General features: G+C 44.6%; 16 protein-coding genes and 1 tRNA gene. 5 read left to right on the top strand and 12 right to left on the bottom strand.

Annotation, left to right across the window (positions count from 1 at the left end; translation table 11 throughout):
- Positions 1-8: 8 nt before the first annotated feature.
- The 5 genes from ACFPFU_RS15350 (at position 9) to ACFPFU_RS15330 (ending at position 7,015) form a co-directional block, all read left to right on the top strand.
- Complete coding sequence (locus tag ACFPFU_RS15350; protein WP_377065656.1) at positions 9-1,154, top strand: glycosyltransferase family protein; 1,146 nt, start codon at positions 9-11, stop codon at positions 1,152-1,154.
- Between the two features lie 198 nt (positions 1,155-1,352).
- Positions 1,353-4,022: an MGH1-like glycoside hydrolase domain-containing protein gene (locus tag ACFPFU_RS15345; protein WP_377065655.1), complete on the top strand. Its 2,670-nt coding sequence runs from the start codon at positions 1,353-1,355 to the stop codon at positions 4,020-4,022.
- Positions 3,997-4,599, top strand: a complete 603-nt coding sequence (locus ACFPFU_RS15340) for a ribonuclease HII (protein ID WP_377065654.1) — start codon at positions 3,997-3,999, stop codon at positions 4,597-4,599. Before ACFPFU_RS15345 ends, ACFPFU_RS15340 begins: the two co-directional genes overlap by 26 nt.
- Positions 4,600-4,635: 36 nt before the next feature.
- Positions 4,636-5,811: a PQQ-dependent sugar dehydrogenase gene (locus tag ACFPFU_RS15335; protein ID WP_377065653.1), complete on the top strand. Its 1,176-nt coding sequence runs from the start codon at positions 4,636-4,638 to the stop codon at positions 5,809-5,811.
- 16 nt (positions 5,812-5,827) lie between these two features.
- On the top strand, positions 5,828-7,015 hold the full coding sequence (locus ACFPFU_RS15330) for a PQQ-dependent sugar dehydrogenase (protein WP_377065652.1): 1,188 nt from the start codon (positions 5,828-5,830) through the stop codon (positions 7,013-7,015).
- 49 nt (positions 7,016-7,064) lie between these two features.
- On the opposite strand, the gene ACFPFU_RS15325 is transcribed toward ACFPFU_RS15330, so the two are convergent.
- The 12 genes from ACFPFU_RS15325 to ACFPFU_RS15270 form a co-directional block, all read right to left on the bottom strand.
- The gene (locus ACFPFU_RS15325; protein ID WP_377065651.1) at positions 7,065-8,555 is read right to left on the bottom strand and encodes an NAD(P)H-hydrate dehydratase; all 1,491 of its coding nucleotides are present in this window, start codon (positions 8,553-8,555) and stop codon (positions 7,065-7,067) included.
- Positions 8,556-8,671: 116 nt separating this feature from the next.
- The gene (locus ACFPFU_RS15320; RefSeq protein WP_377065650.1) at positions 8,672-9,133 is read right to left on the bottom strand and encodes an ExbD/TolR family protein; all 462 of its coding nucleotides are present in this window, start codon (positions 9,131-9,133) and stop codon (positions 8,672-8,674) included.
- A gap of 2 nt (positions 9,134-9,135) precedes the next feature.
- The gene (locus ACFPFU_RS15315; RefSeq protein WP_377065649.1) at positions 9,136-9,774 is read right to left on the bottom strand and encodes an ExbD/TolR family protein; all 639 of its coding nucleotides are present in this window, start codon (positions 9,772-9,774) and stop codon (positions 9,136-9,138) included.
- Position 9,775: 1 nt separating this feature from the next.
- The gene (locus tag ACFPFU_RS15310; RefSeq protein ID WP_377065648.1) at positions 9,776-10,105 is read right to left on the bottom strand and encodes a hypothetical protein; all 330 of its coding nucleotides are present in this window, start codon (positions 10,103-10,105) and stop codon (positions 9,776-9,778) included.
- 56 nt (positions 10,106-10,161) lie between these two features.
- Positions 10,162-10,959 (bottom strand): MotA/TolQ/ExbB proton channel family protein, encoded by a 798-nt coding sequence (locus tag ACFPFU_RS15305; RefSeq protein WP_377065647.1) that lies wholly within the window; start codon positions 10,957-10,959, stop codon positions 10,162-10,164.
- Between the two features lie 299 nt (positions 10,960-11,258).
- A tRNA-Ser gene (locus ACFPFU_RS15300) sits at positions 11,259-11,346 on the bottom strand.
- 162 nt (positions 11,347-11,508) lie between these two features.
- Complete coding sequence (locus tag ACFPFU_RS15295) at positions 11,509-12,585, bottom strand: asparaginase (RefSeq protein ID WP_377065646.1); 1,077 nt, start codon at positions 12,583-12,585, stop codon at positions 11,509-11,511.
- Positions 12,575-13,357, bottom strand: coding sequence for a TatD family hydrolase (locus ACFPFU_RS15290; RefSeq protein ID WP_377065645.1), 783 nt, complete (start codon positions 13,355-13,357; stop codon positions 12,575-12,577). Before ACFPFU_RS15290 ends, ACFPFU_RS15295 begins: the two co-directional genes overlap by 11 nt.
- Complete coding sequence (locus ACFPFU_RS15285) at positions 13,354-14,529, bottom strand: glycosyltransferase (RefSeq protein ID WP_377065644.1); 1,176 nt, start codon at positions 14,527-14,529, stop codon at positions 13,354-13,356. Before ACFPFU_RS15285 ends, ACFPFU_RS15290 begins: the two co-directional genes overlap by 4 nt.
- A 1-nt stretch (position 14,530) precedes the next feature.
- The gene (locus ACFPFU_RS15280; protein ID WP_377065643.1) at positions 14,531-15,157 is read right to left on the bottom strand and encodes a polysaccharide deacetylase family protein; all 627 of its coding nucleotides are present in this window, start codon (positions 15,155-15,157) and stop codon (positions 14,531-14,533) included.
- A gap of 2 nt (positions 15,158-15,159) precedes the next feature.
- Positions 15,160-16,377 (bottom strand): GAF domain-containing SpoIIE family protein phosphatase, encoded by a 1,218-nt coding sequence (locus ACFPFU_RS15275; RefSeq protein WP_377065642.1) that lies wholly within the window; start codon positions 16,375-16,377, stop codon positions 15,160-15,162.
- A gap of 16 nt (positions 16,378-16,393) precedes the next feature.
- Positions 16,394-16,651, bottom strand: a complete 258-nt coding sequence (locus ACFPFU_RS15270) for a hypothetical protein (protein WP_377065641.1) — start codon at positions 16,649-16,651, stop codon at positions 16,394-16,396.
- Positions 16,652-16,662: the final 11 nt, after the last annotated feature.

The following is a 16,662-nucleotide window of genomic DNA, read 5'->3' as shown; positions in this document are numbered from 1 at the left end:
TGGTCCACATGCGGTTCGTATTTATAGTGCAGGGAGAAGGGAGAGGGCATATGACACAGGCCATTTCCCTGTTTAATATACTCACCCAAAAAGGTCATGAGGTCTGTTGCGTGGCAGTAGGCATCAGTAAAAGGAGAAAAATTCCCGATTATTTTTTTGAGCAAATCCATTGCCCTATCCATCCCATCAAAAGCCCGAATTTTGTTACTGACGATCAGCAAAAATCCATACTGGTTTGGCAAACAATTATTTACAACCTAAAAAAGATAGGCACCTACTATGATAGCTTAAAAAAATTGGACCAGTTAAACACCCACTTCAAACCGGATGTCATCATCAACTTTTATGATATGCTGGGCGGTCTGTACAATGGAATATACCGGCCTGAAGCCCGCTTTGTGGCTATCGGTCACCAATACCTGGCATTTCATCCAAATTTTAAGTTTGCAAAAGGCAAGCTGCAAAAAAGTCTCTTTCTCCTCAATACAAGAATGACCTCCTGGGGAGCCGGTAAAGTCATCGCCCTTTCCCTTACCCCCTATACGCCATCAGCAACTCCTAAATTCCTGGTTTGGCCGCCTTTATTAAGGGGCGAAATCAAAGAGGTCAAATCAACTTCCCACAATTTCTACTTGGCCTATATTGTAAATCCCGGTTATTTTTCAGAAATCCTCTCAGAGGCTGAAAAAAATCCCGACCTCAATATAGTCGCATTTTGGGATCAAAAGGACATGCCTGATCCCTATCGCCCCTTGCCCAATCTTATTTTTCACCAAATCAATGACCGGCTATTTTTGGAAAAGATGGCCGCATGCAAAGGGCTGCTGACTACTGCTGGGTTCGAAACCATCTGTGAAGCACTTTATCTAGGAAAACAATCCATGATGGTCCCGGTTTCGGGTCATTATGAGCAGCAATGCAATGCCCTGGATGCCTCACTTGCCGGGGCAGGAATCCTTTCCCAAAACTTTGACCTGCATAAACTCCATCATTATCTAGCCACCAATACCCATAAAAACCAGGACGGTGTCAAGTTCAAGGCATGGCAGCACACTTTGGATAAAAAGATCAATTTTTTTTTGGATTCTCTTGAAGATTCAGGGGATTCGCCTGCCAATCCCTTTCCAGTTCATAAAAAACAAAAAAACCAATAACTCTATTCATACCCGTTTTTCTTTTTTTCATCCATGTAAATGTTTTATATGATTATAACGGCTTTTTTATTCTGTCGGTGATTTAATATGAAACGGGTCTTTCCAACAAAAAAATAAGAAAAATACATCTTGTCAGTTTTGGGGATAAGTAGGCTAAATGCATTAAATTAGCCCTTTACAATTATTGAAATCAGGTTGATGAACATTGAGATACAACGATTACAAGAAGATAAGGAAAGGATAAAGCACTGGAAAAAATGGGGCCCCTATCTTACTGAAAGACAATGGGGTACCGTCAGAGAGGATTATAGTCCCGATGGAGCAGCATGGGAAAATGTCACCCATGATGATGCCCGGAGCAAGGCATACCGCTGGGGAGAGGAGGGAATAGGAGGCATCTGCGATCACCGGCAAAGACTGTGTATTGCCTGGGCCTTTTGGAACGGAAAAGACACCATGTTGAAGGAGAGACTTTTTGGGCTTACCGGGAATCAGGGCAACCATGGGGAGGACGTTAAAGAATTGTACTATTATCTGGACTCTTCTCCTACTCACAGTTATCTGAAAATGCTCTACAAATATCCTCAAAGTGAGTTTCCCTATCACGATTTATTAGAGGAAAACCAAAACCGTAGCAAAAAAGACCGTGAATACGAAATTCTGGATACCGGTATTTTTGATGATGATGCCTATTTTGACATTTTCATAGAGTATGCCAAAGCCGATATAGAAGACATTTCAGGAAGGGCCATTATCTACAACAGAGGAAAGAAGGCCGCTGATATCTGGGTGATGCCGACCATATGGTTTCGAAAAACATGGTTCACCGGAGATGAACCTTTTATGCCCTCCCTCCGAAAAACCGGGGAAAACAAACTGAAAGCCTTTTCACCCAAATCGGGTAATTATCATTTTACGTTTAAAGGGAATCCAGAACTTCTGTTTTGCGACAACGAAACCAACAGGGAGCGCTTGTACCATATAGGTAACCAAAAAAAATACCTAAAGGATGCCATCAATGATTTTATCATCCATGGTGATGACACGCATCTGAACCCCAAACATACCGGCACAAAAGCGGCGGCCGTGTACAAACTGACCATCCCGCCGGGAGAAAAGGCGGAAGTGGTTTTCCGTATGCAGCATCATGACACCGCTGATCCGCTTTTCGAGATCGATAAGATATTTGACGACCGGTTAAAGGACACCGATGATTTTTATGCCGACTTACAGGAAAGGGTATTGGATAAGGAAATGCGGATGATCCAAAGACAGGCTTATGCCGGCATGCTTTGGTCCAAGCAGTTTTACTATTACAATGTGGAAAGATGGCTGGAGGGGGATCCGGGAAGATACCTTCCTCCCGCAGAGAGAAAAGAAGGGAGAAACAGTAATTGGAGACATTTGCAGAATTACGATATCATTTCCATGCCGGACAAATGGGAGTATCCTTGGTATGCGGCCTGGGATCTTGCTTTTCATTGCATCCCTTTGGCCAGGCTGGATCCCGATTTTGCCAAAAATCAACTGGTACTTCTATTGAATGACTGGTACATGCACCCTAATGGCCAGATGCCTGCCTATGAATGGAATTTCAACGATGTGAACCCTCCGGTCCATGCCTATGCGGTGCAGAGAGTGTATCAAATCGATAAAAAAGCCAATGGAGGCAAAGGGGATCAGGAATACCTGGAAAGGGCTTTTCATAAACTCCTGCTGAATTTTACCTGGTGGGTAAACCAAAAGGATGATGAAGGGAAAAACATCTTTGAAGGAGGCTTTTTGGGATTGGATAATATCAGTGTTTTTGACAGGAGCCACGTGGGTCAGCTGTATGGCAAACTCGAACAGGCAGATGCCACCTCCTGGATGGCCATGTTTTCTCTCAACATGCTGAGAATATCGCTGGATCTCTGCGAATTCAACAAAGTCTATCAACATACCGCAAATAAATTCCTGGAACATTTCCTCTACATCGCAGGAGCCATGAGCAACATCTCCGGAGAGAACATCAGCCTTTGGGATGAAGAAGACAGCTTTTTTTACGATGTGCTCCACCTTTCTGGAAAAGATCCCAAAGTGATGAAGGTAAAATCCATTGTAGGAATCATTCCTTTATTTGCCGTAGAGCCCATTCGGGAAGACCTATTCGAAAATCTTCCTGAATTCAAAAAAAGGATGGACTTCTTTCTGAAAGAAAAACCAAAACTGGCAGCACTGGTGTCCAACTGGATCCATCCCGGGCATGATAAAAGAAGGCTTTTCTCTTTATTAAGAGGCTACCGGATGAAAAGCATCCTCCATAAAATGCTGGATGAAAGTGAATTCCTCTCGCCCTACGGAATCCGTTCTGTATCCAAATCCCACGAAGAAAACCCCTACTCCGTCCAAATCAACGGCACCAAATTCTCCATCAAATATGCTCCTGGAGAATCGGAAACCACCATGTTTGGCGGAAACAGCAATTGGCGCGGACCGGTGTGGTTTCCCATTAACTACCTTATCATAGAATCGCTTAAGAAGTTTGATTTCTATTACGGAGGTAATTTCTCCATAGAATATCCTACCGGGTCAGGCAAATTTCTTACCTTGGACCTTATAGCAAAAGAGCTTTCCCTTCGTTGTATCAACCTTTTCAGAAAGGACAAAGACGGCAACAGACCCATATATGAAAACTGTGAGAAAATGCAGAAAGATCCTCATTTTCAAGACCTGATCTTGTTTTATGAATATTTTCACGGAGACAATGGAAGGGGACTTGGTGCTTCGCATCAGACCGGATGGACTGGTTTGGTGGCTGATATGATCCATAAATACTATAAAACCAAAGAAAACCACCCGAATGTTGCTACCTTATTTAGAAGCTGATAGGATAGAAGCCGGCTGTGATGAAGTGGGTAGAGGATGCCTAAGCGGTCCGGTAGTGGCTGCTGCCGTTATCCTACCTCCCGACTATGCCAACGAATTCATCAACGATTCCAAGAAGCTTACTAAATTACGCAGAAATGATCTCGTAACAGAGATCAAACAGGAAGCCTTGTCCTGGGCTATTGGAAGTGCTACAGTTGAAGAAATAGACAGGATCAATATCCTCAATGCCTCCTATCTTGCCATGAACCGGGCTGTGATGCACCTGTCTCTCAGACCGGAACATCTCCTGATTGATGGCAATCGGTTTAAAACAGTAAACGGTATCCCTTTTAATTGTATAATAAAGGGGGACACGAAATTTGCGAGCATTGCTGCGGCATCCATTATCGCCAAAGTGTACCGGGATGAATTGATGGAAAAATGGGCGCGTAAGTATCCTGGCTATGGCTGGGAAAAGAACGTAGGATACCCTACACCTGCCCACAGAAAAGCATTGGCAAAATTAGGGCCCTGCCCTCTCCATCGAAAGACTTTCCGCCTTCTTCCTGAGCAACTTATGTTGGATTTACTTTAACCGCATCTTCCTTTACACGATGTCTGTACAGTACCTATGAACCCACTAAATCCTTCTCTGTTATTGATTTTACTGCTCTTAAGCTACCACGTTATAGCCCAGGAAGAGGTGAAGATCGCACACCCGATTTTGGGCGAGGTCCCGCAAAAGGTGGAGGACATCTTTTTGCCAGAGGTAGAAGGGGTCACGGTACAGATATGGGTGGACAGCCTCTCCATTCCATGGACCCTGCGTTTTTTACCCAACGGAGATGCTTTGGTCGCTCAAAGACCAGGAAGCATCGTCAGAATACCCCAAGGCTCAAACAACCAGGTCCCTTATATGGAAGTCCCCGGAGCTGTACATGAAATCGACGCAGGATTAATGGGTATGGCCCTTCATCCTGAATTTGAAAAAAACAACTGGCTTTACATCATGCATGCCTACCGTAATGAGCAGGACGAGCTACTTAGTAAGGTCGTACGGCTCCATCACCAAGGGGAAACGGCCGCCGTTGACAAAGTGATCCTGGACAATATTCCCGCGTATGCCATCCATTTAGGTGGCAGGATAGCTTTTGGCCCCGACGGCATGTTATATATAGGCACCGGTGATATGTCACAGCCTTATATTGCCCAGGATTTAAATTCACTGGCTTCTAAAATCCTTCGTATCACTGATGAAGGAGATATTCCGGCAGACAACCCATTTAAAAATTCGCCTGTATATTCTTATGGACATCGTGTGGTGCAGGGATTTGCCTGGGATCCCGAAACGGGAGAGATGTTTAATTCCGAACACGGTCCATCCGGGGCGGAAGTGGAAGGAAGTATCCGGTTCAGGGATGAAATCAACAAAGTTAAAAAAGGAGGGAATTATGGATGGCCCATCGTGGTAGGAGCACCGGGTATACCTGATTATGAAGACCCCATCGTCATGTGGAACAAAGCTGCAGTGCCTCCCGCGGGAATGGTTTTTTACAAGGGTGATCTTTTTGTAGCCTCTCTTGGGGGACAGGCTTTGCTCAGAATCATATTTGACAAAAAAAATGAATATGAAATAAAAAAAATAGAAAGATGGTTTTCCTATGCCCCCTCCAGAGGAATCTACGGCAGATTCAGGGATGTAACCATAGGGCCGGACGGCCATCTCTATGCCACTACCAGCAACACCGATGGAAGGGCTTCCCTTAGAATACACGATGATAAAATCCTGAGAATAATATTTGAATAGACAAAAAACCAAAACAATGAAATATCACCGCATCAACTATCTGATGGGCATCATTATTATGGGAGCAGCGCTTTCATGTGAATCCGGATCAGAAAACAAACTGGTCCTTCAGGACGGCAAAAACAGGGTAGCGATTGCCGCCATTGAAACCGACCTGCCGTTGTCCACCATCAATTTGCCCCAAGGATTTGAAATAACGATATGGGCATCGGATATTCCCAATGCACGTTCTCTCGCACAATCAGAAGATGGCATTGTCTTCGTGGGAAACAGGAGAGAAAACAACGTATATGCCGTAGTAGATGAAGACGGTGACGGTAAAGCAGACTACAGGTACACGTTGGCTACTGACCTCAACACGCCAAATGGCGTTGCCTATAAGGATGGGGATTTATATGTGGCAGAGATCAACCGCATCCTGAGATTCAGCGATATCCGCAATAATCTGGTCAACCCCACTTATGAAGTAATATATGACCAGTACCCTACCGAAGGGCATCATGGTTGGAAGTTTATAGCCTTTGGTCCGGATGGATACCTGTATGTACCTGTGGGGGCTCCATGCAATATCTGTGAATCAGAAGACGAAATTTTTGCTTCTATCACCAGGATCAATATCAATGGTGATCATATACAGCCTGAAATATTTGCGCATGGAGTCAGAAATACCGTGGGATTTGACTGGCATCCTGACACCAAAGAACTGTGGTTTACAGACAATAACCGCGACATGATGGGAGATGATCTGCCGGACTGTACCCTGAACCACGCATCTGAACAAGGTCTGCATTTTGGATATCCCTATTGGCATGCAGGAGACGTAAAAGATCCTGAATTTGGCGACAAGGGTAAGAAAATGGAGGCCTATGAATTCCCCGCAGCCAGATTAGGAGCACATGTAGCCCCTCTCGGCATGAGGTTTTACACAGGAAATATGTTTCCCGAAAAATATGATAAATCCATATTTATTGCAGAACACGGTTCTTGGAACCGAAGCAAAAAAGTGGGGTATAAAATCAGGACTGCCCATCTGAATGGGACTTCTGAGGTTGGGGCTCTTGAAAATTTCGCGGAGGGCTGGCTGGATGAATCCACGCAGGAGGTGTGGGGCCGGCCCGTGGACGTACTCCAACTGAAGGACGGCAGTCTTCTCGTGTCGGATGATCTGGCCGGAGTTATATACAGAATCTCTTATTCAGGATAAACCCGATTTTGTACCACACTTCAAGCTTAAGGCAATTCCCTGAAGTTTTCTAACCGACATCAAAATGTAGAAAACTTTTGGGAATTGCTTCAATGATATCTGTAGCAACAGTCCCTCTCCTTTTTTCGGATGACGCCAATTCGCCCGCATGGCCATGATGGAATACGCCGCATAGGACCGCATTCTTAATTTCATACCCCTGCCCGAGAAAAGAGGTAACCATCCCGGTCAACACGTCACCGGAACCCCCACTGGCCATGTATTTCGATCCTGACGCATTGAACACCTGCTTTCCGTCAGGAAAGGTGATAAGCGTATTTGCCCCTTTCAAAATAAGAGTGCAACCATAATTCCGACAAAACAACCGGGCTTTTTCCATTCTATCGAAGTGATCCGCACAAGGGCCCACCAAGCGTTCAAATTCTTTAAGATGTGGTGTAAGCACGGTGTTTTCACCCAACAAATCATACCAATCGGGATTATCAGACAAGAGGTTCAATGCATCCGCGTCGAGCACCAAAGGCCCTTCAAAATTCCGAAGAATGTCATGCAAAAGCGCTGCTGCCCGCTGGCCCTTGCCCATCCCAGGTCCCACGCCGAGGGCGTCTAATCCGGGAAAAGAAAACTTACCGCCCACCTCTTCCTCAAATTCTGAGGGGGACACCATCAATTCAGGTATACTGGTTTGCAGGATACCTACCCCACATTTGGGCACATGAGCAAATACAAGACCACTACCTGTTCTGAGGGCTGCTGCAGAAGCCATCAGCATCGCCCCGATTTTGCCATAGCTGCCTCCTACCAACATCACCCGGCCAAAATCTCCCTTATGGCTGAATCTATGGAATTTTCTATGCCGTTCAGTAATCCCATCCCCGTTAAAAAAGAAATATGGACTGTCAAATGCATCAAAATAGAACGAATCGATCCCAATACTTTTCACGATAAGTTCACCAGTGAAAACCGCATGTTCCGGAATCAACAAGGACAGCTTAGGAAATTGAAAGCTAAGGGTGTAATCAGCTTTGAAAGCCGTACCTGACAACACCCCATCCGTTGGCAGCCCAGAGGGGACATCTATACTGATTTTAGTGCCTTTATGCTCATTTAATTCCAGCACCAGTTGCTGATAGCCTCCTTCTAACGGCCTGTTAATCCCTACCCCAAAAATGCCGTCGATTATAATTTCGGCATGAAAATCAAGGCCGGGTTCCCAGTCAGTCAAAAGAACAGTTTCGGGCAAAAATTCAAGATTATTTTTAAAATCCGCGGATCCTTTTTCTGAATTCCCAATAACATAAACAGCTACAAGGTAGCCTCTTTCAGCCAACAGTCTGGAGATGGCAAGACCATCTCCCCCATTGTTGCCTATGCCGCAAAAAACAGCTATATCCAGGGTATTGGAAGGAAACATAGAGACAAACCAATCGCAAAAAGTGCTGGCGGCTCTTTCCATCAACTGAAAAGAGGTAATGCCCTCGCCTTTTATGTACTGTTGGTCCAGCTTTTTGACATCTATACCGGAAAGGATTTTTTGCATACCATAAATATAAAAATGAAAATTATGGATTTAAAGGATTGTGGACACATAAAAAGAGCGCAAAAAAAAACCGCTCATGCCAGCGGTCTTTTTTGTTTTGTATTTGATGTTAACTATCAGTTTTCAACCCTCCCCACAGAAGCATACATCAGTTTTCTTGCGTCTACCTCTCTAAGTTCGAATTGGATGTCACTGATCGGTCCCATTTTCACTTCCCTGTCTGCTTTAAGCGATATGGTAATCTGATCCCGCTCTGCCTCAGACAGTTTGTCTTTTTCCTGGGTAACCCAAAGGACAATATCAGACGTGTTGATCAGCACATCATTAGCTTGTATCCTGGGTTCAGAACCATACAACGCTGTATTCTTGGGTTTTCCCACATAAAGATAGGAAATCAAGGTTTTCTTCTGCAATTTCTGAAGCTGGGTCGCTTGGGGGATTTTTTGTTCCACCAATATTTCCTGCTCTCTCAGTACGGTTGTCACCATAAAGAAGAAAAGCAGCATGAAGATAATGTCCGGCAATGCGGATGTCGGAATATTGGTATCCGCTTTGGATTTCTTTTTAAATTTTGACATGATTAGCTTCCAATTTTATCAGGTTCCGCAATAGAGATCGCCATGGGAATATCTTCTTTTCCTCTGTCCAGGAGCTCTTTTTCGGCGGCTGTCTGGCCTGTAAGCGCCCTATACTGATCAGCGGTAAGCCCTACTCTTTCGGCATAGATTTCAAAATAAGCCCTCTTTACCAAGTCAAGCACCTCCAAATAAGTTTCATAGCTGGTACCTCTGTTTGTTTTAATGGAAACAACAGCCCCGCCAGTCATAGGGTGGTCAGAAGAGGACGATGATCTCTCTGCCAGTGCCCTTAAAGAAGCCGGAAGGCTATTGAATAAGGCCATAGCCGCTTCATCAGGATTCCCGAAATTCAAGATAAACCTTTTGATTTCATCTGAAAGACCCTCGGTAGTATTCCGAAAATCACCTTCTATCAACAACTGATCATTAGCATTGATCAGTATGTTAAATATGTTTCTTTCATTCAGCTCCACCTCTGGAGGCGGCTGATTCGGGTCTTGCTTGGGAGGCAGGATATTCAAAATACCCTTATCCGAAGCAATGGTTGTGGTCACGAGAAAGAAGATAAGAAGCAAGAAAGCGATGTCCGCCATCGACCCTGCATTTACCTCCTGACTCATTCTTCCTCTCTTCCTAGCCATCTTATTTAATCAATTTATTTAACTCTGTAAATACGATCCCTACTATCGCAAGGATAAACAGGCAATATACTGTTATCAATACCCCGCCCACCATTTTAGCACCGGCCGGCGTGATATTAAAAGGATCCGCCGCATACTTGGCTGCTACTTCGCTATCCGCGATGGAATAAGCGATAAAGAACAACGCTCCGATGGCAATCACCCCTACTACCGTTTTGAGCAAACTTTTGGGATTACCAATGGATTTGATCAACGGCATCAGCAGAGCGAGAACGGCCCCTATGATAATCAGTAAGTACCCTGTATATAAGAATATATCAGTAGTATCCATTTTTTTCTGTTTATAAAGTTAACGAAATCTTTACATCAACACAATTTGACCGGGTTTTATCTGGTCAGTTTGTGCTTTACCAAAATGTCTACTAGACTGATAGAAGCATCTTCCATGTCGTTTACCAGAGAGTCGATCTTGGCAACACAGTAGTTGTAGAACAATTGAAGGATGATGGCTACGATCAAACCGGCAACTGTCGTCAAAAGGGCGATTTTAATACCACCTGCCACAAGGGATGGAGAGATATCACCGGCTGCTTCGATGGAGTCAAAGGCACCGATCATACCGATAACCGTACCCATGAAACCAAGCATTGGTGCCAAGGAGATGAACAGGGAGATCCACACCAATCCTTTTTCCAATCTGCCCATTTCTACCGAACCATATGCAATAATGGATTTCTCCACCATATCGATCCCCTCTGAGTATCGCATCAAACCTTGCGTAAATATAGAAGCCACTGGACCTCTGGTATTTTTGGTCACATCTTTGGCTGCTTCTATGCCTCCGGTTTCCAGTGCATCCTCTACTTTAGCCAACAATTTTTTGGTATTGGTGGTGGATAGGTTCAAAGTAATGATTCTTTCCAAAGAAACCGCCAGACCTAAAATCAAACAAAGCAATACAGGGGTCATAAAGGTAGGATCACCTTCGATGAACTTGTCTTTGATGACTTGGTGAAAGCTGAGATCTTCATCGATAATATCATCATCAGCCATTACCGGTGTTGGGTCTTGGGCTGGTGGAGCTGCCTCTACAGTATCAGCCTCTTCTGTTTCTTCTTGTGCTTTTGAAATCATCGGAGAAAACAATATTCCGAAAAGCATGAATAAAGCGATTAACTTTTTCATAATGTAGTTTTTAATAGACTTTTAAAGGTTGAACGGTTTCTAATTTCGAATTAAGTTTTTAAAGTTATAATTTTTTCAGCTCAAATTGCAAGGGATGCTCTCATAATTTATAAAGAAATCCTGGAAACCCTTACAAACTCAAACAAGAATTCAATCTACTTTCCCCCCTACGATTCTGTAATTTGTTTTATGTGAAAGGAAATAGTGTCATTTGGGCGGGTGATTATAACTTAACCCTTATGACAGGATACAAAATTCCTCATTCAAAGAACTGTGGAACCACAGATGGAACTGAAATGCAGAGAGGAAGGGATTCGAACCCTCGATACCCTTTAGGGGTATACACGCTTTCCAGGCGTGCTCCTTCGACCGCTCGGACACCTCTCTAATGGGCAGATCGAAATCTTTTGTAGCGACAAATAAAATTATAAAATTCACCCCATGCAAATAAATGAGTGCTTTATTATTCAAAAAATGCTATAAACAAAACAATTTTTCCTTATTGATCCGCGTATCGAAGTGGGTCTCAAATCCTTCTATTTTTTGGCCTTATTGACTCAATACGGACATTTCTCCTGCCAATGGCATGATCAATTTCCTTTTGATTTCGCTATCCTCCGATTCGTTTGCCAGTAGAAACATCATTTTTGTGATAGCCGCCTCTGTGGTAATATCCCCTCCACTCAGCACGCCGACTCTTTTCAGGTCCATACTGGTCTGATAGCGCCCCTGTATGACCCTGCCCCCGTTGCACTGTGAAACATTCAGAATAAGTATCCCTCTTTCCACCGCCTTTTCCATGAGACCTATAAACCAGGATTCACTCGGGCTGTTGCCCGAGCCATACGTCTCCAATACAACTCCTTTCAACCCTTTTATCTGCAGGCAGCTCTCTATCACCCGCTTGGTAATGCCCGGAAACAGCTTCAGCACCATCACGTTGTTGTCCAGTTTATTGTGGTATCTGAGCTTTTTTCCTTCTTCAAAAGGTCGTATGGCCGCATAATTATAATCTATTATGATTCCGGATTCCGCCAAAGCCGGATGGTTCTCGGACTCAAATGCATCAAAATGGACGCTCTGTACCTTTTTGGCACGGTTGCCCCTTAGCAGCATATGGTTAAAAAAAATGCACACTTCCGGCACAATCGGTTTGCCGTTGGCTTTTGATATGGCGATTTCCAGCGCGGTCATCAGGTTTTCCCTGGCATCTGAACGCATGGCACTGATGGGAAGCTGGGCTCCGGTAAATATCACCGGCTTGTTCAATCCCCTAAGCATAAAACTCAACATGGAGGCAGAGTAGGCCATGGTATCCGTCCCATGAAGCACAATAAACCCATCATAGGTGTCATAATTTTCATAAATGATGTATGCCATGTCCACCCAGTGTTGGGGGTTGATGTTGGATGAATCTATGGGCTCGGGGAAAGAAATCACCGTTACGCTGATATTCAGGTTATTCAGGTTGGGGATTTTTTCCAGTATTTTCCCAAAATTGAACGGCACCAATGCCCCGCTTTCGTCATAAGCCATCCCTAAAGTACCACCGGTGTATATGATCAAAACAGCATGTTCTATTTCTGTTTTCGCCGCTGTGTTGAGCCTTACGATTTTATAATTCATCTGCTGAAAGGTTAAAGATTCTCATGGCGTTGCGGGTAGTAATATCCGCCACTTCCCCTACGGACAGGGATGTGTGCTCCGCTATTTTCCCTGCAATATGCGGAATATATTCAGGTGAGTTCCTTTTTCCCCTGAACGGTACCGGAGCCAAGTAAGGACTGTCGGTTTCCAAAACCACCTTCTCCAACCCGATTGCTGCAAGCACTTCCCCTATATTGCTGTTCCTGTAGGTCACTGTGCCCCCTATTCCAAGATAAAAACCCATGTCTATAATCTCCCTGGCCTGTTCCAAAGTTCCGGAGAAACAATGAAAAATACCCGATAACTTATCGTCATTGATATTTTTCACTAAATCAATGGTCTCCTTCATGGATTCCCGGCAATGCAGCACCACCGGCAAAGCCCTTTCTTTAGCCCATTGGATATGAATTTTAAGGGATTCCTGCTGCTGTTCAAAGTACGTCTTGTCCCAATACAGGTCTATCCCCGTCTCTCCCACAGCGGCGAACGGACGCTTATTCAACCAATCTTCCATCACGTACAAAGTCTTTTCAAAATCGGCGTCCACGTCGCATGGATGCAGTCCCATCATAGGAACACATATATCGGGGAAATCCTCTTCCACACGCAGCATGGCATCAATAGAAGACAGGTCTATATTGGGCATATAGATCTTTCTGACCCCATTTTCCGCACTCCGAAGGATCACTTCCTTTCTGTCAGCATCAAACTTTTTTGAATAAATATGGGCGTGGGTTTCTATCAGATTCATCCGTATTTTCTTTTTTTCCAGTTTGTTTTTCCAGGCCAAAAATAATAACCTACCGTTGACCAACTTGTACAACAATAATAAAACTCAAAGCTTAATAAGTCCAACGCAGGGATTTTAGTTTCCACTTTCGACGCAAATGTGACGATAAAAACCGATTGGAGAGATAATTTGGCCATCCATAAAAGAAGTCCCGTCAACGGCATGGCGACCATGAGCGCTATCAATACCGGATAAAAGCCCACCTGTACCATAAGGAGTGCCTGCCAGTACAGCGGCAGTAAAAACACGCCGTCTACCCATCTTTTTCGCTGTCCCATCAATTCCGAAAAGGATTTTTGCGGCTGGGTGGTGACCAGACAGCTCCGGTCGACATGATGGATAGGATGGTATCCTTTTCCGGATATCGCAGCGGACAACGCCAAATCCTCGGTAAGATGATGCTTTACCCGGTCAAACCCTCCGGCCGCTTTGTATGCTTCACGGCTCACCAGCATATTGTTTCCCATAGCCGTCAGGCTGAACCCCAGATCGGATGTCACTTTGACCAGGCCCAATGTCAGCCACCAGTCCAAAGCCTGCATCCTCCCCAGAAATTCTTTGGCCTCTACTTTGGTCATTCCGGTCACCACCCCGCAAGCCGGCCCGCATGCGCCCACCATGGATTTTACCCAAGTAGCAGGCACCTTGCAATCCGCATCCGTAAAAAGCAAAAACCCAGCGTCTGTTCGGTCCACCATCTGTGCCAGTGCATTGGCTTTACCATTAATACCTGGGTCTTTTGCGGGGATCACTTTGATTTGCTGCCGGTTGGCTCCTCCCCTGACCCATGTTTCTATGATGCTCCCCGTGCTGTCTTCACTTTGGTCATCCGCCAAAAAAAAAGTTATCTTATCTTCCGGATAGTCCAGTTCCTCAAAAGACCGAAGACAATCCGATAATACGGATTCCTCATTCCTCGCGGGTACCAACACGGCTACGGAAGGCCAATCGTTTTGCCCTTCGTACTCCTCTTTTTCAAAGCCCCCCTGTCTTTTTTCATCTGCTCGGCTTATGTCGCCTCTTCCTGAATCCCGTCCGTGTTTTTTGAACCCCAATGTTAACAGAAGATACAAAAAGCCATATTGGATAATACTCCAAGTGACGCCTATTAAACAAAAATATTCCCACCACATATCACAACAAGCCCGTTTGGTAACCACTGGATGCAATATAATCTAAAAAGTCCGGCAGCATTTTTCTGATAAAAGGAGATGTTTTGGTCTGATCGTGAAACAGAATCACAGATCCATTTTGGGTTTTTTGCATTATCTTACGCAGGCTTTTCGCGGGCAAAAGCCCTTTTCTAAAGTCCCCTGCCAAGACGTCCCAGAAAACAATATCGTACTTTGACAGCAAGGCTTTCTTTTGCGGTGTTCTCAGTCTTCCGTACGGAGGGCGGAAAATCATGGGATTTACCCCCACTATATCTATGAGCGTCTCTTGACAGTCATAGGTATCTCTCAAATAGTCCTTGGTCGTCGTCTTGGCGCCATTCAAATGGTGTTGGGTATGGTTACCGATGCGGTGTCCCTCCTTCCGTACCTCCCGGGCCAGATCAGGATGTCTGGATACATTTTCGCCCACCATAAAAAAAGTAGCCTTCATCCCCCTCTTTCCCAGTTCCTCCAGCACAAAATCGGTAGCCCCAGGTACCGGGCCGTCATCAAAAGTAAGGTATATACGGGACGATGTCCGTTCTTTATGCCATATGTAATCAGGATAAAACCAGTTTACGATATCAGGCACCTTATATAAAAACATTCCTAGCAGAATTTAAGGCTCAGAAGGGTAATGTCATCCTTTCTGGGGACACCTTGGGAGAAGTTTTTCAAATTCCCGAAAAATTGCTCGTGAAACACCTGAGGAGAGGGACAGGATTCATTTTTAATGAAATCCACAAACCTTTCTTCCCCATACTCTTCATTTTCAATGTTAAAAGTTTCTGTAAGCCCATCTGTATAAAGATGAATGGTGAAATCCTTTAAGGCCGTGCGTTCGCCCAGTTCTAAAAAAGGAAGGTGCTCAAATGCCCCGAGAATGGTGGTTCCGGCTTCCAGCAATTCGGTTTTGCCCTCACCTTCCCAACAGAGCACGGGGGGATTATGACCGGCATTGACATAAGTAAGTTTCTCCTGTTTGTAATTATAATACCCAAGAAAAAAAGTGATAAAGCGCTCTCCCCTGGTATTATCGAAAATCGTGAAATTGAGCTGCTCCACTATCATTTTCAAATCGGAACTGCTTCTCAGTAAGGTGCGCAGGGCCGCCTGAAAATTGGACATCAATAATGAAGCCGGCATGCCCTTTCCCGAAACATCCGCCACGCAGAAAAACACCTCGTCGTCAGATTTCTGGATAAGGTCATAATAATCCCCTCCCACGGTACTATGGGGATAATAAGTTACTTTTGCCTTTAACCTTTCATTTTGGGGAAGCTTCTCGGGAAACAACATCCGCTGCACATTGCTGGCAATCTCAAGCTCTTTTCTTAACCTTTCCTGCTCCAGTTGTTTCCGCGCAAATCTTTTATTCTCCAACGCGACCACCAGAATATTGGCCAGTGCCTGGGTGAAATTCAGGTCCAGTTCTTTGTCTTCGTCCTTGGTCCTGAGTAACAGAATGGCGAGCATTTTATCCTTATGGTAGACCGGTACATATATGTTGACTTCAGAAAAAGAAAACTCCGCTGACAGGTTAAGACTTAATTTCCCAATTGCCCTGTTTTCGCTGACATCTTCCTGTGGAATCCCGCGGGGTATGTTGCCCTTCACATTGTGGGAAATCCTCTGTACGAAATGACCGTTTTTTTCGTCAAAAACGTACAGCAATAAGGACCTGATATTCAGATGAACCAAGCAGGTAAATTTGAAAATGTTCAACAGGACCTCCTCGTTCTCATTTTCATTTATGGCCTGGGTGATTTCCAAGAGGGCCTTAAGCTCTAACTCTTTTCGCTGATATTTAACGGTTTCGGTAGTCAATGTCACATGGGTTAATTCAAATGGTGTTATGTTTCAACAGGCCTGCTTTGGTGGCCAGGTAATACAGATGCAATCCCTGGTCGCTCAGGTCAATGGCTCCAAATACTTCTTTATCCGGTGATTGAAAACATTTTATCCATCCCTTTTCGAGCAGTCTTTGCAAGGTACGCAAAAGCCGCTCATCTTCCCAATCCAAGGTTTCTTTAAGGTACTGGAAAGATTGAAGGAAATAAAGTTCGTCCAATAAATCAAACTCATCGTCTGACATCATCATTACCATTGATT

Source organism: Negadavirga shengliensis, from assembly GCF_042652345.1.
GTDB lineage: Bacteria > Bacteroidota > Bacteroidia > Cytophagales > Cyclobacteriaceae > Negadavirga > Negadavirga shengliensis.
This window is presented reverse-complemented; position numbering and strand designations above follow the sequence as displayed.

Bases quoted from the DNA above. Each gene is read 5' to 3' on its own strand.
- ACFPFU_RS15350 (WP_377065656.1), top strand. From the start codon at position 9: ATGCGGTTCGTATTTATAGTGCAGGGAGAAGGGAGAGGGCATATGACA.
- ACFPFU_RS15345 (WP_377065655.1), top strand. From the start codon at position 1,353: ATGAACATTGAGATACAACGATTACAAGAAGATAAGGAAAGGATAAAG.
- ACFPFU_RS15340 (WP_377065654.1), top strand. From the start codon at position 3,997: ATGTTGCTACCTTATTTAGAAGCTGATAGGATAGAAGCCGGCTGTGAT.
- ACFPFU_RS15335 (WP_377065653.1), top strand. From the start codon at position 4,636: ATGAACCCACTAAATCCTTCTCTGTTATTGATTTTACTGCTCTTAAGC.
- ACFPFU_RS15330 (WP_377065652.1), top strand. From the start codon at position 5,828: ATGAAATATCACCGCATCAACTATCTGATGGGCATCATTATTATGGGA.
- ACFPFU_RS15325 (WP_377065651.1), bottom strand. From the start codon at position 8,555: ATGCAAAAAATCCTTTCCGGTATAGATGTCAAAAAGCTGGACCAACAG.
- ACFPFU_RS15320 (WP_377065650.1), bottom strand. From the start codon at position 9,133: ATGTCAAAATTTAAAAAGAAATCCAAAGCGGATACCAATATTCCGACA.
- ACFPFU_RS15315 (WP_377065649.1), bottom strand. From the start codon at position 9,774: ATGGCTAGGAAGAGAGGAAGAATGAGTCAGGAGGTAAATGCAGGGTCG.
- ACFPFU_RS15310 (WP_377065648.1), bottom strand. From the start codon at position 10,105: ATGGATACTACTGATATATTCTTATATACAGGGTACTTACTGATTATC.
- ACFPFU_RS15305 (WP_377065647.1), bottom strand. From the start codon at position 10,959: ATGAAAAAGTTAATCGCTTTATTCATGCTTTTCGGAATATTGTTTTCT.
- ACFPFU_RS15295 (WP_377065646.1), bottom strand. From the start codon at position 12,585: ATGAATTATAAAATCGTAAGGCTCAACACAGCGGCGAAAACAGAAATA.
- ACFPFU_RS15290 (WP_377065645.1), bottom strand. From the start codon at position 13,357: ATGAATCTGATAGAAACCCACGCCCATATTTATTCAAAAAAGTTTGAT.
- ACFPFU_RS15285 (WP_377065644.1), bottom strand. From the start codon at position 14,529: ATGTGGTGGGAATATTTTTGTTTAATAGGCGTCACTTGGAGTATTATC.
- ACFPFU_RS15280 (WP_377065643.1), bottom strand. From the start codon at position 15,157: ATGTTTTTATATAAGGTGCCTGATATCGTAAACTGGTTTTATCCTGAT.
- ACFPFU_RS15270 (WP_377065641.1), bottom strand. From the start codon at position 16,651: ATGATGATGTCAGACGATGAGTTTGATTTATTGGACGAACTTTATTTC.